General features: G+C 59.2%; 21 protein-coding genes and 2 pseudogenes. 16 read left to right on the top strand and 7 right to left on the bottom strand.

The window, feature by feature from the left end:
- The first annotated feature begins 210 nt into the window (after positions 1 to 210).
- The 3 genes from AB5I78_RS19760 to AB5I78_RS19750 all read left to right on the top strand — a co-directional run bounded on the left by AB5I78_RS19760 (position 211) and on the right by AB5I78_RS19750 (position 5,151).
- Complete coding sequence (locus AB5I78_RS19760; protein ID WP_370003351.1) at positions 211 to 2,328, top strand: methyl-accepting chemotaxis protein; 2,118 nt, start codon at positions 211 to 213, stop codon at positions 2,326 to 2,328.
- A 388-nt stretch (positions 2,329 to 2,716) separates the two neighbouring features.
- Positions 2,717 to 4,456, top strand: a complete 1,740-nt coding sequence (locus AB5I78_RS19755; protein WP_369301136.1) for an OPT family oligopeptide transporter — start codon at positions 2,717 to 2,719, stop codon at positions 4,454 to 4,456.
- Between the two features lie 68 nt (positions 4,457 to 4,524).
- Positions 4,525 to 5,151: a glutathione S-transferase family protein gene (locus AB5I78_RS19750; protein WP_369301134.1), complete on the top strand. Its 627-nt coding sequence runs from the start codon at positions 4,525 to 4,527 to the stop codon at positions 5,149 to 5,151.
- 276 nt (positions 5,152 to 5,427) lie between these two features.
- Here the strand turns inward: AB5I78_RS19750 and AB5I78_RS19745 are convergent.
- The 5 genes and pseudogenes from AB5I78_RS19745 to AB5I78_RS19725 form a co-directional block, all read right to left on the bottom strand.
- A pseudogene (locus AB5I78_RS19745) lies at positions 5,428 to 5,574 on the bottom strand (N-methyl-L-tryptophan oxidase); the annotation flags it as partial.
- A 364-nt stretch (positions 5,575 to 5,938) separates the two neighbouring features.
- Complete coding sequence (locus tag AB5I78_RS19740; RefSeq protein WP_369301132.1) at positions 5,939 to 6,289, bottom strand: hypothetical protein; 351 nt, start codon at positions 6,287 to 6,289, stop codon at positions 5,939 to 5,941.
- 92 nt (positions 6,290 to 6,381) lie between these two features.
- Complete coding sequence (locus tag AB5I78_RS19735; RefSeq protein WP_369301130.1) at positions 6,382 to 6,792, bottom strand: hypothetical protein; 411 nt, start codon at positions 6,790 to 6,792, stop codon at positions 6,382 to 6,384.
- Positions 6,793 to 6,801: 9 nt separating this feature from the next.
- A complete protein-coding gene (locus tag AB5I78_RS19730) occupies positions 6,802 to 7,428 on the bottom strand; it encodes a LysE family translocator (RefSeq protein WP_369301442.1) in 627 nt (208 codons plus the stop codon).
- Between the two features lie 66 nt (positions 7,429 to 7,494).
- Positions 7,495 to 7,950, bottom strand: coding sequence for a VOC family protein (locus tag AB5I78_RS19725; RefSeq protein WP_369301129.1), 456 nt, complete (start codon positions 7,948 to 7,950; stop codon positions 7,495 to 7,497).
- Positions 7,951 to 8,075: 125 nt separating this feature from the next.
- Between AB5I78_RS19725 and AB5I78_RS19720 the strand changes: the two genes are divergently transcribed.
- The 4 genes from AB5I78_RS19720 to AB5I78_RS19705 all read left to right on the top strand — a co-directional run bounded on the left by AB5I78_RS19720 (position 8,076) and on the right by AB5I78_RS19705 (position 10,920).
- Positions 8,076 to 8,816, top strand: coding sequence for a BPL-N domain-containing protein (locus AB5I78_RS19720; RefSeq protein ID WP_369301128.1), 741 nt, complete (start codon positions 8,076 to 8,078; stop codon positions 8,814 to 8,816).
- Between the two features lie 205 nt (positions 8,817 to 9,021).
- Positions 9,022 to 9,537: a hypothetical protein gene (locus tag AB5I78_RS19715; RefSeq protein ID WP_369301127.1), complete on the top strand. Its 516-nt coding sequence runs from the start codon at positions 9,022 to 9,024 to the stop codon at positions 9,535 to 9,537.
- Between the two features lie 254 nt (positions 9,538 to 9,791).
- The gene (locus tag AB5I78_RS19710) at positions 9,792 to 10,055 is read left to right on the top strand and encodes a hypothetical protein (protein WP_369301125.1); all 264 of its coding nucleotides are present in this window, start codon (positions 9,792 to 9,794) and stop codon (positions 10,053 to 10,055) included.
- A gap of 412 nt (positions 10,056 to 10,467) precedes the next feature.
- A complete protein-coding gene (locus AB5I78_RS19705) occupies positions 10,468 to 10,920 on the top strand; it encodes a hypothetical protein (protein ID WP_145166009.1) in 453 nt (150 codons plus the stop codon).
- A 44-nt stretch (positions 10,921 to 10,964) separates the two neighbouring features.
- Here the strand turns inward: AB5I78_RS19705 and AB5I78_RS19700 are convergent, their stop codons facing one another.
- Positions 10,965 to 11,585, bottom strand: a complete 621-nt coding sequence (locus tag AB5I78_RS19700; RefSeq protein WP_369301123.1) for a tyrosine-type recombinase/integrase — start codon at positions 11,583 to 11,585, stop codon at positions 10,965 to 10,967.
- 251 nt (positions 11,586 to 11,836) lie between these two features.
- Here AB5I78_RS19700 and AB5I78_RS19695 point away from each other — a divergent pair, with 251 nt between their 5' ends.
- The 9 genes and pseudogenes from AB5I78_RS19695 to AB5I78_RS19655 all read left to right on the top strand — a co-directional run bounded on the left by AB5I78_RS19695 (position 11,837) and on the right by AB5I78_RS19655 (position 25,454).
- Positions 11,837 to 13,615, top strand: coding sequence for a ShlB/FhaC/HecB family hemolysin secretion/activation protein (locus AB5I78_RS19695; RefSeq protein ID WP_369301122.1), 1,779 nt, complete (start codon positions 11,837 to 11,839; stop codon positions 13,613 to 13,615).
- A gap of 9 nt (positions 13,616 to 13,624) precedes the next feature.
- Positions 13,625 to 14,131, top strand: a complete 507-nt coding sequence (locus tag AB5I78_RS19690) for a toxin-activating lysine-acyltransferase (RefSeq protein ID WP_078827813.1) — start codon at positions 13,625 to 13,627, stop codon at positions 14,129 to 14,131.
- A gap of 41 nt (positions 14,132 to 14,172) precedes the next feature.
- On the top strand, positions 14,173 to 20,583 hold the full coding sequence (locus tag AB5I78_RS19685; protein ID WP_370003342.1) for a filamentous hemagglutinin N-terminal domain-containing protein: 6,411 nt from the start codon (positions 14,173 to 14,175) through the stop codon (positions 20,581 to 20,583).
- Positions 20,484 to 22,415, top strand: a pseudogene (locus AB5I78_RS19680) (hemagglutinin repeat-containing protein); the annotation flags it as partial. The gene AB5I78_RS19685 and the pseudogene AB5I78_RS19680, both read left to right, overlap by 100 nt.
- A gap of 11 nt (positions 22,416 to 22,426) precedes the next feature.
- Positions 22,427 to 22,741: a hypothetical protein gene (locus AB5I78_RS19675; protein ID WP_119742569.1), complete on the top strand. Its 315-nt coding sequence runs from the start codon at positions 22,427 to 22,429 to the stop codon at positions 22,739 to 22,741.
- A 23-nt stretch (positions 22,742 to 22,764) separates the two neighbouring features.
- A complete protein-coding gene (locus tag AB5I78_RS19670) occupies positions 22,765 to 23,313 on the top strand; it encodes a hypothetical protein (RefSeq protein ID WP_369301117.1) in 549 nt (182 codons plus the stop codon).
- 348 nt (positions 23,314 to 23,661) lie between these two features.
- The gene (locus tag AB5I78_RS19665; protein ID WP_119742573.1) at positions 23,662 to 24,030 is read left to right on the top strand and encodes a hypothetical protein; all 369 of its coding nucleotides are present in this window, start codon (positions 23,662 to 23,664) and stop codon (positions 24,028 to 24,030) included.
- Positions 24,031 to 24,844: 814 nt separating this feature from the next.
- Positions 24,845 to 25,078, top strand: coding sequence for a hypothetical protein (locus AB5I78_RS19660; RefSeq protein ID WP_106576648.1), 234 nt, complete (start codon positions 24,845 to 24,847; stop codon positions 25,076 to 25,078).
- Between the two features lie 76 nt (positions 25,079 to 25,154).
- Positions 25,155 to 25,454: a hypothetical protein gene (locus AB5I78_RS19655; RefSeq protein WP_169367244.1), complete on the top strand. Its 300-nt coding sequence runs from the start codon at positions 25,155 to 25,157 to the stop codon at positions 25,452 to 25,454.
- Positions 25,455 to 25,491: 37 nt separating this feature from the next.
- Here AB5I78_RS19655 and AB5I78_RS19650 read toward each other — a convergent pair whose 3' ends face one another.
- Positions 25,492 to 25,731, bottom strand: a complete 240-nt coding sequence (locus AB5I78_RS19650; RefSeq protein ID WP_145166006.1) for a DUF6124 family protein — start codon at positions 25,729 to 25,731, stop codon at positions 25,492 to 25,494.
- Between the last annotated feature and the right edge of the window lie 349 nt (positions 25,732 to 26,080).

Raw genomic sequence — 26,080 nt, 5'->3', positions numbered from 1 at the left:
AGATGTCCTTGCACGCTAGGTCGGGCAGGTCAGTGCCGAGGGCATTCCAGGGCACGCCAGCCTCTCTGGAAAGCCGGGTTACCGTTCCACTCTGCACACTGAGTGCTTTTGCCCCATTTTCGCGCATGCCACCGCGCTGTCACCTCGCCAAGCCGCCTATTTCGCGACCCGCCACCAACGGCCCGTATCTTGCTAGTACCTTCCCAATCAATGACATGGCATTTTGCTTCTAGTCATATCCAGGTTGTTTGGGGGAGTGGGTCGGCCATGCACAGTCTTTTATCACCGGGTATCCGCCTGCTTGGCCGTTTCGGTTTTGCGCGCAAGTTTCAGATTCTGTTTTTTCTGTTCATGCTGCCCCTGGCCGGCAGCCTGTGGCTGATCGGCCAGGACTATCGCGACAAATTAGCGGTGATTTCCAGCGAGCAGTCCGGCGTGCGCCAACTGCTGGCCCTGGACACCCTGGATGGCCAGTTGACCGCACAACGCAATCTGGCTGCCCGCTGGAAAGCGCTGGATATTCTGCACACCCCAACCCCCGCCGCGCAGGCCGCGATGGACAACGTCGATGCCGGCAACCCCGCCATTGTGCAAAGCCTGCAAGCCTTGGGCGATGCGCTCAAGACCCACAACGCCAGCGCCGACACCTTGGCCCGTTTTGAGGCCTTGCAGGCGACGGTCAAGGGCATGGACACCCAATCGCTGCGCACCGTGGGCTGGTGGCCGGACGGTTATGACCGCTTCACCGCCGCTTTGACCGCGATGCAAACCTTGCGCGAGCAGATCACCCTGGAATCCGGCCTGATCCTCGACCCCTGGCTGGAGACCTACTTGCTGATGCAGATTTCCACCCAGCACACGCCGGACCTGATCGAGCGTATTGGCCGCACCGCTAGTGTCGGGCAGTCCTCGATTGCCTCCGGGCAATTCACCTTGCAAAGCCGCTTGCAGATGCGCGACCTGCGCGGCCGAATCGGCGATGCACGTGACCAGTTGGTCAAGGCCGCCGCGTCGCTCAAAGCCAAGCAATACGCCGGGATGGAACCGTGGACGGCGCAATACGACACCAGCCTGCAGTTGCTTGATAACGAACTCAAAGGCCTGGACGATGGCGTGTTTGGCGGCACCATTAAAGTCGACACCGCAGGCTTTGATCGCAGTGTCGACAGCATCCTCGGCGCGTTGGGCGCACTGCGCAGCCAGTCGCTGCACTCGCTGGATGAGCGTTTGAGTTATTACCGTGACCGCTCGCTCAGGGAGTTTATTCCGGTGGTGGCCACGTTCAGCCTGCTGGTCTTGGCCGCGTTGTACTTGTTCATTTGCCTGCAGGCTTCGATTCGTCGCAGTGCCAGTGGCATCACCACGCTCGCCGAGTCCCTGCGTGACGGCAACCTATGCGTCGAAGTGGCGGTGGAAGGTCGCGACGAACTGGCGGCGATCAGCACCGCGCTCAACGTCGCCGTGGTGCAACTGCGCACCAGCCTGCTGGGCGTCAACCACGAGACCCAGCAACTGGGCTCGGCGGTGCTCACCCTCAACGCGCAATCGGGCAGCACCCTGACCGACGTCGAAGACCAGCAACACCAGATCAGCCAGATCGCCGCCGCTGCCACGCAACTGGCGGCCACCTCGATGGGCGTCGCCAAAAGCTGCGAACAGGCTTCGGGCAGCGCCCAGCAAACCCGGCGTATCGCCGAAGACAGCAGCCGCGACAGCCAGCGCACCACGGCGAGCATCCAGCAACTCAACCAGCGCCTGACCGACACGGCCAATGCGCTGGAACAAGTCAGCCAGCAGGGCCAGCAGATTCAGTCAGTGGTCGACACCATTCGCGGCATTGCCGAACAGACCAACCTGCTCGCACTGAACGCCGCCATCGAAGCGGCCCGCGCAGGCGAGCAAGGCCGCGGGTTTGCCGTGGTGGCGGACGAGGTGCGCAGCCTGTCGCAACGCACCCAGGCTTCTACGGCGCAGATCGCCGGCACGGTGGACAGCTTGCGCGCGACGGTGAGCCAGGCGGTCACGCTGATGGGCGCCGCGTGTGACCAGGCGCTGACTGACGCCGAGTCCGTCACCGGCCTGGGCACACGCCTGGGCGAGATTGCCGGCGCGGTGCAAAACGTCACCGACACCCTGGCGCAGATCGCGGCGGCGGTGGAAGAACAGGCGACGACGGCGGATGAAGTCAGCGGCAACATCCAGCAAGTCGATCAGGCCGCAGGACGCTTGCTCGACGGCGCGCGCGCGGTCAACCAGGCGGCCGACACCTTAAGCAAAGGCAGCCGCGCCCTCAGTGAAAACACCGCGCGCTTTCGCCTGGACCGATGATGCCCCCCTGTGGCGAGCGGGCTTGCCCCGCGTTGGGCCGCGAAGCGGCCCCAAAACCAGACAACGAGGTCTATCAGAAAACCCCCATCGCTCCAATCGATCCTGCTGCGCCCCCCAACACAGTGCGCCCTGAGTAAAAGCACCACGCGCTTTCGCCTGTGCTGATGATGCCCCCCTGTGGCGAGCGGGCTTGCCCCGCGTTGGGCCGCGAAGCGGCCCCAAAACCAGACAACGAGGTCTATCAGAAAACCCCCATCGCTCCAATTGATCCTGCTGCGCCCCCCAACACGGTGCACTCTGAGTAAAAGCACCACGCGTTAGATGAACCTTCAGCGCCAACAGGGCTCACTTATCAAGTCGCCCTGTTTCGTTGCCGAAAGGAATCCGCATGCCTTCGACCCCGCCATCACCCGACCTGACCGCCCCCGTGGAACGCGAACTCAGCCTGCGCGCGGTGATTACCGGGGTCGTGCTGGGCATCCTGCTCACGCCTTCGAATGTGTACGCGGGGCTCAAGATTGGCTGGTCGTTCAACATGTCGATCATCGCCTTGCTGGTCGGCTATGCCATCTGGCAGGGCCTGGCCAGGCGCAGCCCCGGGCAACTGCCGTGGACACTGCACGAAAGCAACATCAACCAGACCGTTGCCTCGGCCGCCGCCTCGATTATCTCCGGCGGGCTGGTGGCGCCGATCCCGGCCTACACCTTGTTGACCGGCCACACGCTGGACGCCTTGCCGATGATCGCCTGGGTGTTCTCGGTGAGCTTCCTCGGGATCTGGATCGCCTGGTACCTGCGGCCCTCGCTGCTCAATGACAAGGCGCTGAAATTCCCCGAAGGCATGGCCACCCTGGAAACCCTGCTGCACATCTACAACCACGGCCGCGAAGCCGCCACGCGCTTGAAGGTGCTGCTCGGCGCCGCGTTGCTGTCCGGGCTGGTCAAGTGGGTGGATACGTTTATGTGGGCCTTGCCGCGCTGGTCGCCCAGCGCGGCGTTGGAGCGCCTGACGTTTACCGCCGACCCTTCGCTGCTGTTGCTGGGCTTTGGCGGCATCATCGGTATTCGCGTGGGCCTGACCCTGCTGCTTGGCGCCTTGCTCGCCTGGGGCGGGCTGGGGCCGTGGCTGTTGGCGCAAGGCCTGGTCAGCCTGCCGGCAGACAGCAGCGGCCCGCAATTTGCCGCGCTGGTGGAGTGGTTGTTGTGGCCCGGCGTGAGCCTGATGGTGTGTTCAACGCTGGCCTCGCTGGCGATCCGCCTGTGGGCCTTGCACACGTCCACCAAAGCCGGCGGCGGCACGCCCTGGGCGATCCCCAAGGCTGGGCCTGCCGCCGGTTTTGCACTGGCGATTGTGCTGGTGGTGAGCCTGCAAGCGCTGTTGTTCGGCATCAACCTGTGGATGGCCTTGCTGACCATTCCCCTGGCGATTTGCCTGGCCGCCGTGGCGGCGCGCGTGGTCGGCGCCACCGGCATTCCGCCGATTGGCGCCATCGGGCAATTGTCCCAGCTGAGCTTCGGCATCGTTGCGCCGGGGCAAGTGCCGATCAACTTGATGAGTGCCAACACCGCCGGCGGCTCGGCCGGGCAATGCACGGACTTGATGAACGATTTCAAGGTTGGCAAGGCGATTGGCGCCACGCCGCGCAAGCAAGTAATCGCGCAGATTCTGGGGATTTTCGTCGGCAGCATCGTCGGTGTGTTTGCCTACCTGGCGTTGATCCCCGACCCGCAAAGCATGCTGCTCACCGAAGAGTGGCCGGCACCCGCGGTCGCCACCTGGAAAGCCGTGGCGCAAACCCTGACCCATGGCCTGGATTCATTGTCGGTGAGCATTCGTTGGGCGATTGGCCTGGCAGGCGCGGTCGGCGTGTTGCTGGGCATTCTCGACAGCACCTTGTCCGCCCGACGCGCCCGGTATCTGCCCAGCGCCGCGGCCTTGGGCCTGGCCTTCGTGCTGCCGGCTTCGGTATCGCTGATGATGGCCCTCGGCGCGGTGCTGACGTGGTTGGCGAGCTGCCGCTGGCCGAGTCTCACCGAACGTTTTGCGATTACCGCGGCGGCCGGATTGATCGCCGGGGAGAGCATCACCGGGGTCGGCGCGTCGTTGTGGGCGATGGTTGCGAATTAATCCATGGCACTCCACCGCGACAGCGTAGTCTCTTACCTGGATACCCACTCTCGTTCAGCGGAGCCCTTATGATCACTGTCCACCACCTCAACAACTCGCGTTCGCAACGCATTCTGTGGCTGCTCGAAGAACTCGGCCTGCCTTACCAGATCAAGCGCTACCAGCGCGACCCGAAAACCAACCTTGCCCCGCCCGAACTCAAGGCCATCAACCCTCTGGGCAAATCCCCGGTGATCGAAGACGGCGACCTTGTGCTGATCGAGTCCGCCGCGATCATCGACTACCTGATCCGCCGTCATGGCCAAGGCCGCCTGCAGCCTGATCCGGCCACCGCCACCTACGACAAATACGTGCAATGGCTGCACTTCGCCGAAGGCTCGGCGATGCTGCCGCTGATGCTCAACCTCTACGTCGGCCGCCTGGGTGAAGCGGGCGCACCGTTGCATCCGCGCATCGAATCGGAGTTGGCCAACTACCTGGGCTACCTGAACGACGTGCTGGCGGATACGCCATTCCTGGTGGGTGACGAGCTGAGCGGCGCGGATATCCAGATGAGCTTCATCGGCGAAATCGCCAAGGCCCAAGGCAAGTTGCAGGCCTACCCGAACCTGGCCGCGTGGGTGCAACGCTTCCAGGCGCGCCCGGCCTACCGCAAGGCAGTGGAGCAGGGCGGCGAGTACGCCTTCGCCAAATAAAAGGCTCAGCAGGCGCGCGTAACCCTCGTGGCGAGCGGGCTCGGTGTGGCAAACGGGCCTGATGTGGCGAGCGGGCCTGATGTGGCGAGCGGGCTTGCCCCGCGCTGGGCTGCGAAGCAGCCCTAAACCAGGCGCCGGAGTACCGTCTGGCACATTGCATTTTGCCTCATTGGGGCTGCTGCGCAGCCCAACGCGGGGCAAGCCCGCTCGCCACAAAAAGCCCGCGCGTCACAAAGCCTTAGCCCCTACAGACCACCGAGAGCTGTGTGCGGCTTCTCAGCTGTTCGCAAAGCGCTTCAACGAAAACGACGACAAATCCAGGTCACTCGAACCCCGGATGCACCACTGCGCAAACCCTTCACCCAGCGCCGCCGAGTGCTTGAAGCCATGCCCCGAACACGGCGACACCACCCGAGTTTGCTGATCAGCCATGACCTGGCCGTGGTACGCGCGTTGGCGCACGACTTGATGGTGGGAGTACGCAGCAGCTGTTTGAGTCGCCGCAGCATGCCTATACACGGGATTTGCTGGTGACCTCGTCATTGCGGCCACTGGAATGATCAGCGCCCACGCAGCATTGGCGGGCAACAACGATCTACTGTGGGAGCTGGCTTGCCTGCGATAGGGGCGTGTCAGCGTAAGCATCTGCCACTGATCCACCGCTACCGCAGCACAGAGTGCGCTGTTGTGGCGAGCAGGCTTGCCACAGGAGAAATTGGCTGCCTTCAAAAGTTGTGTAGATATCCAGGGCTATCGCAGGCAAGCCAGCTCCCACATTAGAGCCGCGTCAGGCCAGTCGCACCCGCCAATCACCGCCATGCTGGAGGTTGCAGGCCTCTTCAGAATCAAAGCGTACACAGCGCTCGATTTTCACCGAGGCCACCTCGGCGTCTTCCAACGCAGCAGCCGTCAGTTCGCGCATACGTTGGTCCGCCCCGTTTGCCAGGGCCAGATCCTTGTTGGCCCGCGTATCGAACACCCAAATCACCCGCAGGCTTTGCGGGAACGCAGCGTAGTCAACCGTGTGAGTCAGCCACTCGAAGCCCGGGATTTCAGCCTTGGCGGTTTCGCAGGCTTCGGTCAGCGTGGCGACCAGGCGGCGTTCGAGGCGGGCGGTGTCGCGTTTGGTTAGGGGCATCAAAGGTCCTGAGATTCAATAAAAGTCATCACATCATCCGGCCCGTATTCACGGGTTAGCCAGTGGTTCCCATCGGTTCGAAGTGAAACGCCTTAGACCTGAATGTCACACCACGCCTCAACGGCGTGCAGCCGCAAGGTCAGACCCGATGCGAAGCACACCACCACGTGATGGTCGGCGGGGAAGGTGTCGCAGAGGTAGAACGTTTCTGTCTCGGCGTCGGCCGCCACAATGCCGATGGCGTGAAGCACCGTGTCGTCCTCAATCGGGCTGTCATGGCACCCTTCGGCCGAAAAATAACTCACGCCATGGAAGGTGACGGTGATCTCCCGTGGCTCTTCGGGCGGCACCCAGTCCTCGGTCCGTCGTGTAAACCTGAGCGACAGCGTGCGCTCAGACAGCGCGTAATGGATGTCGCTGGCGACATAGAAATTGTGCAGGTCACAGGCGCGTCCTTCGACCTCAACCTCTATATGCCCGAGTACAAAACCGTGGAATTTCATCGCGCCTGCCTATCGTTGCTGAAAGGCCACCTTGAGCCCCAGCCCCATAAACAGCGTCCCGATGATTTTGCCTTCCCAGCGACGCAACTTTGACAGCCCCTTGATCCCGCGACTCAACGGGCGAATCGAGATCGCCAGCAAGCTCGTGTAAATCGCGCTCAGCACCGAAAAAATCAAACCCAGCACCGCAAATTGCACCAGCGACGAGCCGGATTCGGGATGAACAAATTGCGGCAAAAAGGCCAGGAAAAAGATCGCGGTTTTCGGGTTCAACACCTCAGCCCCGATCGCCTGGAAAAATGCCTGACGCGGCGTCACCGCCGGTAACTCAAGGCGCGCGTGCGTGCTGGTTTTGGCCATGAAGGCCCGCACGCCCAGGTAGATCAGATACGCCGCACCGGCCCACTTCACCGCGTTAAACGCCGCCGCCGAGGTCATCAAAATCGCTGACAGGCCCAGTGCCGCGCACAGTGTGTGAATCAAATCGCCGCAAGCCACCCCCAGCCCGGTGGCGATGCCCACCTTGCGCCCGCCTTGCAGCGTACGCGTGAGCACCAACAGCACCGAAGGGCCGGGGATCAGGAAAAGACCGATCACCACGGCGACGTAGGTGACGAGGGAGGCGAGTTCAAACATGGCGGCGATCTCTGAGTCAGGCACGGCCTACAGTAATCCTCATGTAAAGGGGTAATGCAACGCCGCTCAAGCAAACGCCGCCAGCATAAAGGCCTGCAAGCCTTTTTCTTCCAGAATCTCGATGGAGAAATGCCCAAAGCGCCTGGGCAACCAAATGATGCGCGTGCCGGATGGCGACTGCAGATCCTCCAGGGCCAATGGCCGGCCGTTCTCATCCTCCGGTTGCACGCCCTTGGCGACCAACTCGGCATAGGCCACCTCGATGTCCGGCGTGGTGTAGCAGTGCCGGTAAATCATCCCTTCGCCGTGTGCGTCCAACAGCTCGCGCAAGTTACCCGCCAGCGGCTGCACCAGCATGAAACGCTCCTGGCCCATCAGCACGACCGCATACCGCACATGAAAGCCGCCGCGATTCCAGACTTGAGTGGTGGAGATGTTGGCGTTGAAAATATTGGCGTAATACGCGCACGCCTGTTCGAGGTCCTCGACCAATACATCGACGTGGCTGAATGTCAGCTGCATTGCATGCCCTCTGGCGGATATGGGTTCAGGCGACACTAGCCGATTTACAACTGTTTACGTATTCAAAGAAACCTTCGATATAGGCTTTGAACAGCCCCGACCCACTGTTCGCTGAGCCAGCCGCCATGAAACTGCCTGCTATCGCTGTCGCGTTTTTTGCACTCGCCACCTTGCAATCGCCATGGGCGCAAGGCGCGACGCCCATCACCCATGTCGCCATCTACCGTGGCCCGGCGGGGTGTGACGACTGTTCCGAGAACGTCAAAAACGCCTTGCTGCGGCTCAGCCCGAACTACCAGATCGACTTTGTCGGCGCGGATGAAGCCATCGACATCACCCCGCAAAACCTTGCGCGCTATGACCTCTATGTTCAGCCGGGCGGCGGGCAGGATATTCCCGCCGCGCTCGACAGCTTTGGTGATGCACGCGTGGACGCCATTCGTGAATACGTGGCCAAGGGCGGGCGCTACCTGGGGTTATGCATGGGCGCTTATCTGGCGGACAACAGCAACTTTGGGTTGATACCCCAGGACTTGGACTCCGAAGCCGGGCGGCCAGGGTTTGAAGTGGCGGGCATTGAGGATGCGGCGGTGCGGGTGGTGTGGGATGGCAAGCTGGACAGTGTGTTCTATCAGGACGGGCCGTACTTTCCCAAGGTTGATGGGCACGCGCCGTATGCGGTGATTGCGACTTATCGCAATGGTGATGTGGCGGCGGCGCGGTATCGGTATGAGAAGGGCGTGGTGGTGCTGAGCGGGCCGCATCCGGAGGCGGGGAAGGCGTGGTTTGAGAATGCGGGGATTGCGGTGAGTGAGATGCCGCGGGGGGAGTTGTTTGGGGTGTTGGTAGGGAGGGTGGCGAAATAACAGGTGTATCTATGTTTGTTTGGTAGCGGGTTGTCGGGAAGGGCTGCTTTCGGCCAAAAGTGGCCATTGCGCGTATCTAATAAACCAAGGGCGGTTCACCTTTAATTCAACCTGATCAGCCGCCCATCCTTCTCGCTTATTGCTTGACTCACTGTGATTGATCAGGCCTGTTAGTGCCGCCTCTACCGCCATTAATAAGGAAATTATGAAGCCTCTCTATCTGTGCTCAGTTCTGCTACTTGCAGGCTGCGCCCCAGCGCCGAAATACCTTGTGCCTGCGGGGGCGCCCCAGGCGCTGATCCGCAGCGAATTGGTCTCTATGGAAAATTATCGAAACGGCGTGACTCTGGTCGAGGCGCCTGCCATCGGCTGCAAATACGGTAGAACCGTGGCGACTGAGTCAGGGATGGGGAAGCAGTTGGTTTCCGTTTATAAGAATGTCTCGACGCCGGACGGATTTTTCCCAATTGAAGCCGGCAAGCCGCTGCACTTGGAAATGCGCGGCGTGGCCAATGCCCATCGCTCGTGCAGCGTAGCGTTTGTCAGCGAATTTTCGCCGGGCGCACGCTATGTGATCAAGGGAGGGATTGTCGACGTCCCGGGCTCGCTGAGCCGTTGTTACATCGACATATTCAATGTCGATTCGGGCTTGCGCGTGCCCACGGCCGACGAGCCGAAAATAGAGCGCACTTGCGCGCTGGACCGGTTACCGACGCTGTAGTGGAAAACTGCAGCGTACCTGACCGCACTTTTGGTAGATTCCTCAGGGTCAGCCCACGTTTAAACCAATGGTGGTCTGACCCCGATTTCATGCTGACTGGCAGTTATCGACCCTAAGCTGCCCTTTACGGAGGGCAGCAATCGGCCAGAAGCGGACGTTCGGAAATAGGGGGCTTCTCCCTTGTTTCGCCATCCCTGTACGCGCTAGCCTCGATGCTGTTTTAACCGTCACGAACAGGAAGAGGCAGTCACCCTATGAATTTGGACCGTGCAAGGCAGCTGATTCATGGAGAGTTAAATCAGGACTTCCCTATTGAAAGTCTCATCCATGTTCTTGAAGCAGCCATTGAGCTTATTTCTCTTCCAGACAATGACTTCTGCTGGTCAAGTTGGGAGGACGAAGAACAGGCGAAAAGAGAGTTGCTAGGGTTGGTCAGTACACTGAAGTCTGGCGTGTTACCCGAAAGGCTAAAATTTGCAGTTCTGTTTGCTCCAACCGGTCCACTGCAAGAAGTCTGATCAGGTTGCTTAGCCTTTATTCGGCGAAAAGGGGACGGCGAAAAGGGGACAGATTTATTTTTCTATCACTGTCCGCTATTGGCCGATTCCTGCCTCTCACGACGGAAAGCAAACGGACCAGCGAATCCGCACTAACGCGACATCGAAATGCCTTTGCTATCAGGCCTGAATGAGTCGTCGCATAGCTCAGGAGTAAGACGACAGCTAAGGCTTGGCGCGACGTGTGGGCTGGGCCCAAAGCAGACGGTGGGCAGTCTGCTAATGCATCAGCAATGATGTACCCATCACTGTCGCGCTTACAAAATCACCTTTTATGATGATCAAGAGGTTATGTATGGCGATGGAAAGTTATACAACATACACTCAGTGAATCTCGAAAGAACCTTCGCCTAATAAATATCCAGGAGCAGTTATGAAACTTTTCGCGACATTCACAATTTTGTTATTTGCATTAGTAGGATGCGCTACAACTGGGAGCCAATCGCCACAGCAAGCCGCACAATCTGCGGCAATTTTATTTGAGCAACAAAAATTTAATTTAGTTTGGGTTCCCGCAGCGAATAACGGCATTTCCGGAGCTATGGCATCCGCGCTTATCGGAAGTGCAGGTTTAGAATCTCCAATTGTTTCAAGCATCCACCAAATAATTGCCCCTGCAAGCAAAGCTGATGTTCGTGTCGCCATCTCAGGAACCAATAGTTCTTTTGCAGCCAACTCAGCTATTACAGCCTTAAGTAACACATCAAGCATGCTCCCTAAGTTGCAACTTGCATTTATCGGCTCGACATCAGATGCCGCGGCAGTTCGCTCGGCAGTTGAAGCTAAAGGCGGTAAATTCTTACACGCCACACCAAATGGCTCCTAACTAGCGGTTAGCGACGGTCTGACTTCGACCGTCGCTATGCATGATCAAACCTCAGTCTGTTCCGCCATCTCCAGGGCGTCATCGACCTCAATCCCCAGATATCGAACAGTGCTCTCCAGCTTCGTATGGCCGAGCAGCAACTGAAGCGCCCGTAGGTTCTTCGTTCTGCGATAGATTAGTGATGCCTTCGTACGTCTCATTGTGTGAGTGCCATACATGGCTGGATCAAGGCCTACGGCTTTCACCCAGCCTTTGACGATACGAGCGTATTGACGAGTGGATAGATGGTCTGAGGTATGTAGCCGACTAGGAAAAAGGCAGTCCTCGCTGCGTAGTTGTGCCTGATGTATCCAGGCCACGAGAGCTGACCGTGTTTGCTCAGTGATCTCAAACTGCACTGGTCGCTGCGTTTTTTGCTGCATCACCATGGCTCGTGATGATACGTGCTCGCCATGGGCGACATCGCGCACGCGGAGCTTGGTTAAGTCGCAGGCTCGAAGCTTACTGTCGATGGCCAGATCGAATAGAGCCAGATCCCGGGTTCTTTCCGCAATTTGAAGCCTTACTCGGATGGCCCAGATATCTCTCAGTCGGAGTGGGGCTTTCTGCCCGACTAGTTTTCCTTTGTTCCAGGGCTGACGGCCGCAGGTAGCGATGATGTTCATAACAAGTCCTCCACGTGTGGAAAGACAAGGATGGCTAATCAGAGCGACGGTCGCTCACCGGCCAAGAGTAGTCTCTTAGAGGGGTCTAAGAAGCCGGGAAGAAATTAAGTGTAGGAAATTTCTCACGCGCCCTTGAACTTTAATGAGCAACAGTTGTTCATAGGGGAGTTGCCTGTCAGAGGCAATTCTTGCAGATCACGTGCCGTTCTGGTGCATGCTGCACCCGCAGGAAGATTTCACAGGGATGCGAAATGAAAGTATGTTTCCGGCCTAGGGAGTACCTGGCCCGTTTCGGTACGTTGTACTTGCCTGTTAGAAAACTGCCACCGTCCCTTCATTCGGTGGCCGTATTGTTGTTCGGTTTGATCAGCAGTTTCGGCGTGCAGGCCGCTGACCCTCCCGCACCTGCCCAACAGTTGCTATTGCAGCAGGACCGCGAGCGAGCGTTGCGCGAGCAACTTGAGCCGTCGCCGGATGTGCGCCTTGAGGCGCCGCCCTCATCCTCCGCCGGGGTTTTGCTCGAGAAGCGCGAATCCCCCTGTTTCCTGATTCGTCAGGTCGTCTTGAACGGCGAGTTGGCTGAAGATTTTCAATGGGCACTGCGCAGCGCCGATCCCAAAAATGACCCGGCCACCGGTCAATGTCTGGGTGCCCAAGGCATCAACCTGACGATGAAGCGAATCCAGAATGCAATCATCGAGCGCGGGTTTGTCACGACACGCGTGCTTGCACCGCCTCAGGATTTAAACAGCGGTGTGCTGCAACTGACCCTGATTCCGGGGCGCATTCATTCCATCCGCTTCGCCGAAGGCACCTCTACCCGAGCCAATGCCTGGAACGCGGTGCCTGCCAAAACAGGTGACCTGCTGAACCTGCGTGATCTTGAGCAAGCGTTGGAAAACTTCAAACGCGTGCCCACGGCTGAGGCGGATATCCAAATCGCCGCGGCCCAAGGGATGGACGCAAAGCCGGGCGACAGTGACTTGGTTATCGCGTGGAAACAGGCACTTCCCGTGCGTTTGAGCGTGTCGGTAGATGATTCGGGAACCGATGCCACAGGTAAATACCTGGGTTCGGCTTCGGTGTCGTTGGACAACCTGCTGAGCCTGAACGATTTGTTCTACGCCAGCTTCAACCACGACTTGGGCGGGGGGGACCCGGGTAATCGTGGTTCCAAGGGCCATACCTTGCACTACTCTGTCCCCTACGGTTATTGGCTGTTTGGCGTCACGTCCAGCGAGTATGACTATCACCAGACGGTCGCTGGGGCCAACCAGACTTACAAGTACACCGGAGAAAGCAAAAACAACGAGATCAGCGCGTCTCGCTTGCTGTATCGCGATGCCGTGCGCAAAACCACGCTCAAGCTCAGTGGCTGGACGCGCACTTCGCAAAACTATATCGACGATACCGAGATCGAAATTCAGCGCCGACGCATGGCAGGCTGGGCGCTGGGGCTGAGTCATCGGGAGTTCATCGGTACCGCCACGCTCGATCTGGGCACCAGCTATCGCCGGGGCACAGGTGCGCGCAACGCAATCGCTGCGCCTGAGGAGGCGTTTGACGAAGGGACCTCGCGTTCGCAGATCATCAACGCCGACGCGCAATTTTCCGTACCGTTTGGCCTTGCCACGCAGCGCTTGCGTTACACCGCGGCCTGGCGTGCGCAGTGGAACCGCACGGCGTTGGTGCCGCAGGATCGTTTCTCGATCGGCGGGCGCTACAGCGTGCGCGGGTTTGACGGTGAAAACATTTTGTCGGCCGACCGTGGTTGGCTGGTGCGTAACGACCTCGGCCTGGCGCTGGGCAACTCCGGGCAGGAGACCTACCTGGGTGTTGACTACGGCAAGGTGGGCGGCCCTTCAAGCCAATACCTCATTGGTGATCATCTGGCCGGGTACGTGGTGGGGTTGCGCGGTGGCTACCGGCAAGTGTCTTACGACGTGTTTGTCGGTCAACCGATCAGCAAACCCAAGGGCTTCGAGACTGCCAGTACCACGGCAGGTTTCAGCCTGACGTGGTCGATGTGAGGGTTTGCCATGCAACTCGATAACCTTGAGCTGATCGCGCCGGCGTTCAGCGAAAAGCCATGGAACGAGGCCCAGGCGCTGGGTGCCGCCGTATGGCTGTGGATGCACTCGGCGAGCCATCGCGATGTGCCGCTGCACACCCTGAACGCGCTGCTGTTGCCAGCTATTGCCAACCGCCAGTTCATCATCGGCTACGAATCGGGGCGCCCGGTGTTTTACGCCGCCTGGTGTTGGTTCAGCGTCGAGGCCGAGCAGCGCTATGTGCAAAATCCTGCCATCAGCCTGCCTGCGCACGACTGGAACAGCGGCGAGCGACTGTGGTTCCTGGACTGGGTGACGCCTTTTGGTCACAGCGCCCGCCTTGCACGCTTAGTGCAGCGCCATTTGTTTGCCGACAGCCGGTTCAGCGCTCTGTATCACCGGGGCAACGAGCGCGGGTTACGGATCAAGCGGTTTCAAGGTGCTGCTCTGGCGCGCTTGAAGTGGCCGATCGCGGCCGTTGCCCGCCAATCGTAGTACTTGTCGCATTTTAGAGCTTTCAAGACACAGGGATCGTCATGAACAAACACCTCTACAGGATCGTTTTCAACAAAGCCCGTGGCCTGCTGATGGTAGTGGCCGAAAACGTGCTGGGCAGCAAAAAAGCCTCAGGCACCGGGATCGGTGTCGCCCCTGTCGTCTTGAATACTGTGCTGACACTGCTTCCCCTGCGGTTCTCATTGATGGCGGCGTTGGGCTTGATCACATTGGCCTCGCCGCTGGCCTGGGGCGATATTGTGGCTGACCGTGGCGCTGCGCCCGGCCAGCAACCGGTGATTATCAACGCCGCAAACGGTGTGCCCCAAGTCAACATTCAGGCCCCGAGTGCGGCAGGGGTGTCACGTAACACCTACAGCCAGTTCGACGTTAATGCCCAAGGCGCGATCCTCAACAATGCGCGCACCAATACCCAAACTCAGCTGGGTGGCTGGATCGAGGGCAATGCGCATTTGGCCGGCGGTACGGCGCGGGTGATCCTTAATGAGGTCAACAGCAGCAACCCCAGCCAATTGCGTGGTTACATCGAAGTCGCCGGTGACCGAGCCCAGGTGGTGATCGCCAACCCGTCGGGCATCGCCTGTGACGGCTGTGGTTTTATCAACGCCAACCGTGCCACCTTGACCAGCGGCAGTGCGCAGATGCAGGACGGCCAATTGCAAGGCTACCGCGTTGAAAGCGGCAAGGTGGTTATCTCCGGCAAGGGCCTGGACGCATCGCAGACCGACTTTACCGATGTCATCGCACGCTCGGTCGAGGTCAATGCCGGTATCTGGGCCAAGGACCTGCGGGTGACCAGTGGCGCCAACCAGGTCAATGCCGACAATACCCAGGCGACGGTCATCAACGGTTCCGGCGATAAGCCCCAGGTCGCCATTGACGTGGCGCAGCTGGGTGGCATGTATGCCGGCAAAATCAAGTTGGTGGGTACCGAAGCCGGCCTGGGCGTGCGCAATGCCGGGCAAATAGGTTCGAGTGCCGGCGATGTGGTCATCAGCGCCGACGGGCGCCTGGGCAACAGCGGGCAAATCAGCAGCAGTCAGAACCTGCAGGTGGACAGCCAGCTGGGCATCGATAACAGCGGTTCGCTGTACAGCAAGGGCGCCGCGACGCTGTCCAGTCGTGGCGATATCAACAACCAAGGGGTGGTGGCTGCGCAGCAGGACTTGACCCTGACCGCCCAAACCATCGACAACGCCAGCAAGTCGATATTGGGCGCAGGTGTGGCAGCTGACGGCGCGGTCAGTGGCAATGGCGCACTGCGCGTCAGCGCCAGCCAGACGCTCAAGCACCAAGGCTCGGCGATTGCTGCCGGGGATCTGCAGTTGAGCGCCGAGAACCTTGACCTCAATGCGAGTAAGACCGCTGCGCACAATGTCATGCTCACTGCTCGCACGGGCGGCGCTGACTTAAGCGGTGCAGCGTTGGACGCGACAGGGACGTTGAGCACAGCGGTGCGACAAACCCTGACCACCGACAGTGCCAAAATCAACACCGAAGGTGTGCAATTGGCCGCCGGCAGCCTGTCCAACCGCCAAGGTGAAATCGTCCAGGTCGGCAAGGGCGCCACGGTGATTGCTGTGTCCGACCGCCTGGATAACACCGAAGGACGCATCGCCAGCAATGCGACCGACGTACGCCTTTCGGCGGCGCGCCTGTCCAATGCCAAGGGCAGGATCGAGCATGCCGGCACGGGCAGCCTGACACTTCAAGGCCAGGCGTTGCAGGGGGACCATGGGGACATACACAGCAACGGTTTACTGCAAGTCGCGGTTGCCGATGCCGTGCTGGACGGCGCCAGCACCGTGGCGCGGCAGATCCAGATCGACAGCCATCAACTGTCCAACCGGCAGGGGAAAATCCTGCAGACCGGCACGGATACTCTGCGTATCACCACCACCGGTTTGCTCGACAACACCGGCGCCACCCTGGCCAGTGACAGTGACGTCAGCCTGACGGCGGATCGCTTGCTCAATCAGGGCGGTACGGTCCAGGCTGCCGTCACCGGCAACCTCAATATCACCGCGCATACGCAGCTGGACAATAGCGCAGGCACCCTGGCTGCGGCCAAAGGCGCACACCTCAGTGCAGGGCAACTGCTCAATGGGCAAGGCAAGATCACCGCCGACGACAGCCTGGTGGTGTCTGGCGAGCAGTTGAACAATGACCACGGCACACTGGCGGCCAAGGGTACACTCAGTGTTAGTGGCCATTCTCTGAGTAACCGCCAAGGCACTGTGGGCTCGGTCAGCGGTCCGCTGGGTATTACGCTGAGCCAGGGCGCTTTCGATAACGCCGCGGGCGTTGTGCAAACACAGCAAGGCGTGACGATCAGCAGCCAGGGCCTGAACAATGATGACGGCTTGATCAGTGGCGCGGCCTTGTTGCTGGACAGCGCCGTGCAACGACTGTCGAACCAGCGTGGCGCCATTATCGGGAGCGGCACGGTGGACCTGCGCAGCGGTGAGTTGAACAACCAGGCCGGGCTGATCCAGGCCAAGGGCGCGATGACGCTCGACACCCATGGGCAAACGTTAACCAACACCGATTCGGGCAGCGCCAACGGCATCCTTGGCCAAGCCGAGGTCAACCTCTGGGCAGGCTATCTGAACAACAGCGCCGGCTTTATCGGCAGCAAAGGCGACGTGGCGCTCCATGCGGCGCAGATCGACAATCTTGCCGCCGGTGTGCTCAGCAGCGAAAAATCCATTCTGCTGACCGGCAACGCCTTGAATAACCACGGAGGCCAACTGCAAAGCCTGGGCAATGCGCGCCTGGATATCGGCAGCGGGCGTATTGATAACCTTGGTGGTCTGTTGCGTGCCGGCGGCACCCTGACGGTCGATGCCGGGCAGTTGGACAACCAGCAGACCACAGGCGCCAACCAGGGCGTGGAGGGGCAGTCCTTGGCTCTGAATCTGGCTCAGTTGCTCAACCGCTCGGGCGCCATCCGGGCTGATCAGAATCTGAGCGTCCACAGCAGCGGCCAATTGGATAACAGTGCGGGCTTGATCTCGTCGAGCAAGCAATTGTCGATCAGCGCCCACCAGTCGCTGCTCAACAGCGGCGGCACGTTGATCGCAGGGGAAAAACTCGGCCTTACCAGCGCCAGCCTCAGCGGTGACGGTAGTGTGTTGAGCCTGGGTGATATTCGCCTCGACCTGGCTTCGGGACTGGTCAATACCGGCAAGCTGCAAGCCAACGGCGATCTTGACCTGACCCTGCAAGGCACGCTCGACAACCAAGGTAGCGTGCAGGCCGGCAAGCAACTGCGGGTTTCCAGTGCTGTAATTGAAAACCGCGCCAGCGGTGAACTCAGCGCCGCGCAGGTCACCCTTGATGCGGCCGACAGCCTGAATAACCGTGGCCTGATTGACGCCCATATCACCCGGCTCAATACCCAGGTGCTTAATAACCTGGGCACCGGCCGTATCTACGGCGACCAGGTGTCGATTGCGACGGGGCAACTGACCAACGATGTGGAAGATGCCCGCGCAGCGGTTATCGCTGCACGCGAACGGCTGGACATCGGCACCGGCACACTGCTTAACCGTGAACACGCGATGCTTTTCAGCGCTGGTGACCTGTTGATTGGAGCAGCGCTGGATGCCCAAGGCCAGGCTGTCGGCCAGGCCGCGCTGGTGCGCAACGCGAGTGCCAGCATTGAAGCCCTAGGCGCGTTGAGCCTCAACAGTGCCGAGTTGCGTAACACTAACGAACACTTCAGCACTCAGGTGGTGCAAGTCAGCCAGGAGGCGGTGCAGGAGTTCCAGCACACGGGCTCCGCCAACCGTTATCGGCCGGACCAGATCTCACTCTACAAAAACGAAGTCAGCCACTTGGTCAGCCCTGAAGGCGTGGCTGACAACTACAACCGCTACGACTTCACCCGCACGACCACCCAGACACAGATCCTCACCTCGGACCCCGGAGAAATACTCTCCGGCCGCTCGATGCTGCTGACCGCCAATTCGGTATTGAACGATAAGAGCCGGATCATCGCCGGTGGTACCCTCGTGGGTAATATCGGGCAACTTAATAACACCGAAGTCCCCGGGCAGCAGACTGTGACGGACAGCGGCACATTCAGTCATCTGTATCGCATCCATCGCAAAGGGCGCGACCGCCAGGGCAACTCCACAGCCGCCTACAACCCGGCAGCCAGTGTCACAGATATCTTCCTGCAGCCCACCCAGTACCTGGAAAATACCGCCCAAACCGGCAGTGGCCTGCAAGTCGGTGCACGCCTGACCAGCAGCGTCGACCAGGCCGCCGTCGGTGCCGGCGCTGCCACCGTGAACGTGGGCAATGGCCGTGCGTCGGCCCCGGTCCTGGAGGTGCCGGCCTTGCAAGCTACTGCGGCGGGCGGCGTCGGCGAGTCGATACGCACTGGCGGTGTCAGTGTGCAGGTACCGGACAATAGCCTGTTCCACCTCAACCCGCAGGCAAACCCGAACTACCTGGTGGAAAGCGACCCGCGTTTCACCAGTTACCGCTCTTGGTTGTCGTCCAATTACATGCTCGATCGGCTCCAACTCGACCCCGGCCTGACCCTGACGCGCCTGGGCGATGGTTTCTATGAGCAGAAGCTGATCCGTGAGCAGATCGCCCAACTGACCGGGCGGCGCTTTCTGGATGGCTACGCCAACGACGAGACCCAGTACCGGGCGCTGCTGGACAGCGCGCTGACCTACGCCGGAAAGTGGAGCCTGGTGCCCGGTGTGGCACTCAGTCCTGAACAAATGGCGCAATTGACCAGTGACATCGTGTGGTTGGTCAAAAAAGACGTGACCCTCGCCGATGGCAGCGTGACCCAGGCATTGGTGCCGCAGGTGTATGTAAGGGTGCGCGACGGTGACCTGGACGGTTCCGGCGCGCTGATGGCGGGTAACGTGGTGGACCTCAATCTGCAAGGCGACCTGGTCAACAGCGGCACGATTGCCGGGCGCAGCGTACTGGCGATTTCCGCCGACAGCATCCAGAACCTGGGCGGGCGTCTGTCCGGCGCCGAGGTAGAAGTGAAGGCTCGCACTGACTTGAACAACCTCGGTGGCTTGATCGATGCCGGCACGCGCCTGAACGCAGTCGCCGGTCGCGACATCAACCTGGTTTCCAGCACGCGCGACACCCAAAGTGCCCAGGGCACCGCGACCGGGATATCACGGGTTGCCGGACTTTTTGTGTCCGATGCCAAGGGTGAACTGGTAGCGAATGCCGCGCGCGACATCAACCTCAGTGCGGCGCAGATCGTCAGCTCGGGCAAAGACGGCAAGACCACGGTGGTTGCCGGCCACGATATCAACTTGGGCACGGTGACCCAGAGCCGCGAGCAGAGTGTGCAATGGAATTCCAGCAACTGGCGCAAGGACGCCAGCCGCACCGATACCGGCAGCGTGATCCAGGGTGAAGGCGAGGTCCGCCTGGTCGCAGACAACGACCTCAATGCCCGTGGCGCGAAAGTCACCAGCGAGCAGGGTGGGGTCACCGTTGCCACAGGGCGTGACGTCAATCTCGGCACCAGCCAGAGCTACAACTTTGTCGATGAAGCCCACAAAGTCACCGGCAGTAATAGCCTGTTCTCCAGCAAAACCACCACCACCCGTGACACGGTCAGTGAGACCCGCGCCCAGGCCACCACCCTCAGTGGCGAGACGACGTGGGTCAAGGCCGGCAACGACGTGAATGTGCGCGGCAGCAACGTGGTCTCTACCAGCGGTACGACCTTGTTGGCCGGGCACGATGTGAATGTACTGGCCGCCACCGATCAGCTCAGCGAGCAGCATTTCAAGGACGTCAAGCAAAGCGGGTTGTTCAGCGGCGGCGCAATCGCGGTGACCATCGGCAGCCAGCAACGCAGTGACAAAAACCGCACCGACAGTGAAACGGCGGCCGCCAGCACCATCGGCGCCACCGACGGCAGCGTGAACATTTTGGCCGGCAATGCGTATCGCCAGGTCGGCAGCCAATTGACGGCGCCCAAGGGCGATGTGGACATTGCGGCGCAGCACGTCAATATCCTTGAGGCTCGCGACCAGCAACACATCAGTCAGGAGACCAAATTCAAGCAAGGCGGCCTCACGATTACCGTGACTAACCCGGTGATCGAAGCCGTGCAGACCGCTCAGCGGATGAAAACCGCTTCCGACCGTACCGACGATGGCCGGCTAAAAACCCTGGCGCTGGTCAATACCCTGATGGGAGCCGGCAACGGCTATATCCAGTACGACAAAGACCCGGCCATGGCCGGGGCATCAATATCAGCATTTCGGCAGGCACCAGTAAGAAGGAGAGTAAAAGCGAGCAGACCTCCAACTCGGCGGCCGGCTCGTCGGTATTGGCCGGTGGCGATGTCAACATCACTGCTGCAGGCGCCGGCAAGAACAGTAACCTCACGGTGCAAGGCAGCCAGATCACCGCCAGGCATGATGTAAATCTCAAGGCCGACGGCACAATCGCCTTGCTCGCCGCGCAAAATACAGTGGAGCAGCGCAGTACCGAGAAGGGCAGTAATGCCAGCCTGGGGATCGGTATTGCTATCGGCAGTTCGACCAACGGTATCAGTTTCAACGCAGGTGCTTCCCAGAACCGCGGCAAGGCCGACGGCAATGACGTGGTCTGGAGCAACACCCACGTGGATGCGGGTAATAAAGTCTCGCTCGACTCTGCAGGCGATACCCGGCTCAAGGGAGCGGTGGTCACCGGCAAGCAAGTCACTGCCGATGTGGGCGGTGATTTCAGCGTCGAAAGCCTGCAGGACACCAGTACCTACAAGGCCAAGCAAACCAGCCTCGGCGTGGGCGTGAGCATCTGCGTGCCGCCGTTCTGCATCGGTTCATCGAGCTTCACGCTGAGTCAGAACAAAGGCATCCAGAAATCCAACTTTGAAAGCGTCACCGAGCAGAGCGGCATTCGGGCTGGCGACGATGGCTTTGATATCCGCGTCAAAGGCAATACCGACTTGGTGGGCGGCGTGATTGCCAGCAATGACAAGGCGATCGCCGAGGGCAAAAACAGCCTGAGCACTGGCTCATTGACCACCTCCAACCTGCACAACAGCGCCAAGGCGAGTGCGGACAGCAGCGGGTTCACCCTCAGCAGCGACTTTGTCGGCCAGGGCATGTACGGCGCTAGTAAGGCTTTGTTCAGCAATTACCTGGATGCGGGAAAAGCCTCGGATTCATCCCAGGGCAATACCCTGAGCGCGGTGAGTGCGGGCAATATTCTGATTACCGATGCCTATCGCCAGCAACAGCTGACCGGGCGTGATGCCAACCAAACAGTGGCCGGGCTCAACCGTGATACCGCCCATTCCCATGTTGGCGCTGGGCGCCAGGATCTGGACAAACTGCAACGCACCGCCGAGGCGGAGCAGTCGATCAAGAATGAAGCCTATCGCCAGGGGGTGCAGTTTACCGATGAGGCGTACCGTACGATGTTCAAGACGGCGCCCCAGATGTATGCCGTGGATATGGATGATCAGGGCAATGTCGACAGAGGTGCGGACACGAAACCGCAGTTCCGGGAGGTTGAGGGTGAGGAGCGGGATAACCTGCAACCCGACGCTAACAACGTGGTCAACGTGGCCCTCAACGGGATTTTCAACGACGCGCAGGCAGCGGCGAAATACGCCGCTCAGCATCGCGACCCAGATGCTACAGGGCCACAATATTTCCTATGGTTTCCGACAGCGGGTAATCGAATGTCAGAGCTGCTGGTTGCCGGCTATCAGAAGGCAATGGACAACGACTTCTGGGGCTTGACCAACTACACCGAAGCCGCTCGGGAAATCCAGCTCAAGTACGGTGCCACCGGTTTGCATTTGACTGAGCACAGCCGCGGCACCATGACCGGCGGCAACTCGCGAGACTCCATTGCTAATTTGCCTGATGCTGCGGGTCTGCTCAGCAAGACCACGGTGTATAACTTTGGCGGAGCGTTCAATGTCTATCGCGCCGATGAACAGCTGGCCTATCTGCAAAACCGCAACGCCGTCACCGACCCTGTCGAACGGGCGAACATGGTCCTCAAATATGAGGTCCACAACTACGATCCGGTTGGCCGGTTGTTCTTCATGGGCAACAACCCGGGCACCGGCGGGGTGATCCCTGAAGGCAGTACCTATCTCAAGGAACTAATCAACGTCTTCAACGGTGCCACTACGATGCACAGTTGTTATGGCAGTGGTGAGTCTGCCTGCACGAGGTATTGGCCTGACATGAAAGAAATGAAGCCGGTGCTGGTGCCTGTCAGCCCTAGAAAATAAGGAAACCTAGAATGTGGCTTAAACCAGTTGCACTTGCAGTCATGCTGCTACCGCTCGTCACGGCCTGTTTTGCCACGCCGTTTCAGCCACCCACTGATGAAGTGGAGCTATGGAAGAAACCGGGTGCGAACAGCCAGGAGGTGTTCGCTTCGATGTTGGCGTGCGGTTCAAAAAACCGATCCGGCATTGATCCCAAGGCCACGCTCCAGCAGAAAGCAGAACGCTTCGAGTGTATGAAGCGTGCAGGCTACACCCGCAGTGACGGTTTTGATCTCTGTGCGCTGGACACCCGGCATGAGCTCAAGGCCTGTGCGTCCGCACGTTGAAGGCACAAAAAATAGGATTTTCCATGAGAGCGTTTCTGATAGCGGGTCTGGCTTTTGCCGTGAGCGGCTGCGGCAATATTGCCAATATCCGGGCTTACTCCACGGCCTATGTCGAACCCGCCTCAGGTGATACCGCGCGTTTGCGCGTAATCACCAATGGCATGGCGCGCGGCGTGCCGGGCCGCGATTGCATCGACTGGCGTGTCCCCGGCGCCGGGGTGATGGCCGTGTCCGAATCCGGCTTTGCGGACAAGAATAATGGTCGCAGCCTGGGCATGCCCGAGAGCAACCGCCGGGTGGAAGGACAAGGTCTGGCGCGTACCGAACTCAAAGTGCCGGCGGGCAAGCCTTTCGCCATGAACTTCCAGAGTGAAGGCCACGTTTCCGCCGGATATTCCTATAGTTGCCGGCAAACCTTTCGTTTCACCCCAAAGGCGGGTCAGGACTATGAGCTGGTCCTGTTGGACGGTGGCCAGTGCCTGGTCGCGTTGCAGCGCTTAAACCCAGCTGGAAAACCTGAAAGTGAGCCTGTTGAGAAGGCAGGGCTGTGTAGAGCACTGGATGCCTTTTAGCTCAGCGTATTCAGAATTCCAGCGACAGGTGGCTATCCGGATATTGCGGATAGTTCAAACCTAAGCGTGAGCCGAATCAATGCGCATCGGGGGTGTGGCCTTTAGCCGACTTGACATACCAGGCGTATCCAAGAGGCAGAGAAGTGAGCCAGCTTGCACTTGCGGAGGAGGCAAGCTGGGCGAAACCAGAACCGAGTTGGTCGTCCGCTTTTGGCCGGTTGATTTCTGTCACGAGGGGCTGCTACCGACCTGAAGAGGTTTCAACGAAGTTTCGCCGACGTACTACGGTGTCCTTTTAGATGGCAATTCAGGTGTAATCGGCAAGCCCGCTCTGAGGATTTAAGCCCCATGACTGACCGCTTGGTGTCAAGCTATCCTGACGTACACCGTACTTTCGATGCTCTAGAACCGGCCGAGAAAACGCGGGTGGCTACTCGTATCGTTCTCTGGGCGGTTGATGAGGTAGGGGGTGACTCTAACGAGGTCGCTGAACTGTTGTCGTGTGGAGGTCGGGCTCGACTTGAGACTATATGCGCTCAAATGGAGGAACAATACTTCTATCTGCTGGAGCGCGACGACGACGGATCTTTTGCTTGGTTTTGCAAGGCCCGCGCATATAGTGCTAGCGTGTTCCTTGCCCGTGACGAACTTGACGACGCGGTCTATGAATCGATTTTCGCGACTGATAAACCGTTCCAGGTCAGTGATTTCTTGTGAAAGCGTTGTGCAGTGTGAGCAACGAAAATCTGTCGATGACCACTTTCGACCCATTGCGAGCATTCGAAGGAGCCAACAGAATCGGGGGCCTCTTGTGGTGAGGTGACGCATGGTGAGGATTGAAGTATTTGAAGAAGCCGACTGGACGCTTTGACGTCCCTCAACTAAGCGCTAAGCAAGGTAGGTTTCGCGATGAAAAGCTGGATAGCTAATACGAAAGTTAATGCACTGTAAGGGGCTAGCTCTCAAAAATTTGATGGCGTGATGCTTAGGCGGGCCCTTATAGAATACTGCGACAGATATCAAAAAATTTACCCTTTGAAATTCTGGAAGAGCCACTTGAGTTTCTGAAAAACAACGTAAATTCAGATGATGAATATAGGGAAATGCGAGCGCTTCTCAGGATTGCAGCTGAAGAATACTGCGTTAGTTTAAACGAGATAGCCGATGCTCTTCTTGACCTGATAGACACGCGCATCCTTTCCACGGACCAAGCAAAGAAAATCATCAGCCACGTTTTCGAAGCATTTTCCTGCAATGAAAGCCCCGAAGATTTCATTCCAAGAGAGGATGCCTACTTGTGCAAAAACCTATTTGCGATTACCTCCAGTTAGCAAATGGTTGAAACCTCTAGCCTGGCTCACAATGACTGGCGCCGATTGGCGCAACTAGATACTCACCTCGGGACACTTTTGGGCCTTGATGACCGGCTGCTTCTGGCTGAAAGCAGCCCCTTTCCCCGCTAACCGGTCTACCATGGCATCCCCCGGCAGTGGTCCATGCGCTTCCGATCATTTTTTATCAAGGTATTGCCATGTCCATCGACCAAATCTCCCTCCCTAAAGGCGTCGGCCCTCACGCCATCAAGCTGCTTGACGCCATCACCGGTGCTTCCACCCACGAAGAACTCAACCGCGCTGGCGGCAAGGCTGAAGGGTTTGTGTTGGGGCTGGAAGCCACCAAAGCCATCAAAAGCCAGATCGCCGAGTCGTTGTATGTGGCTTACGACGATGCGGCGAGTAACCGCGCGGGTGAGTTGAAGGGTTAAGAACCCAGCACTACAGGACGTTGTGCGCGCAGGTCGTTAAACTGGGCGCCTTTTTATTTCTCAGGATGAGGCTGCCATGTTCAAAGTTGCTCTCGCGTCACTGCTGCTGGCGTGTGCCTTCAGCGCTCAAGCGGATACGACTGTTGATGTGTCAAAGATTTACGGCAACATCAAGTTCGTCAGTAGCTTCCCGGACTATAAGGTCAAGGTGGTAAACAGTTTCCCTGACCTTAAGGTAAAGCAGGTGAGCAGTTTTCCCGATTCGGCCGGCAAGTGGAAAACAGTCGAGAGTTTCCCCGACTACAAGATCCAGATTGTTGACTCCTTTCCAGACTTCACCATTCAGTACGTTGATTCGTTCCCTGGGGTTAATTGAAGGCAGCGCCTTCAGCGGCGCTGCCGTGGGCTGTGGGTCAGCCAGGGCAAGGTGCTTCACGGTCGAGCAATTTGGCGGTGAGCAGCACGCCCAGTTCGCTCAGTTGGTGAATGGCCAGCGCGATGTCGCGGTGTTTGCCGCACAGGTCTTCGGACAGGTCGAGCAGCAGGGTGCTGACGCTGGTGAAGGTTTCGTAGCTGTTGGTGATGAGGGTTTCGGTGCTGGCGTCGGGGACGACGGTGAAGAGGGTGGTTGAGTCTGTTGTGACATTAGCCATTGTTAAGTTCCTTGCTTGGGCTACAACCTCATCGCTACTAAACGAAAAGGCGGTAGCTGTACGCAGGTTAGTAGACCGGTGGAACCTAACAAAACCGGCGCACCCGAGGGTGCCCTACGCACAGCCACCATCAAGCACAGACGAGAACGTCTGACAGATGAAGCTTATGCACTTGTTAGGTTAAACCGTGGGCTACTAAACCCGATCACTGAACATTCAGCGACCGAGCCACCTTAGAGACGGCCACCCCAGCGCACAAGCCGGCGGATTCTGACGCACGCGTAGGCAATGGGGCAAGGTGCTGCGGGCCGTTCGCAATGTCCCAGGCTGAGGAAACTCCTTTTGTGGC

This window comes from Pseudomonas sp. N2-3-1-14 (assembly GCF_041228395.1).
In the GTDB taxonomy this organism is placed as follows: domain Bacteria; phylum Pseudomonadota; class Gammaproteobacteria; order Pseudomonadales; family Pseudomonadaceae; genus Aquipseudomonas.
Note: the sequence above shows the minus strand (reverse complement) of the source record. Positions and strands in the feature narration are given on the sequence as shown.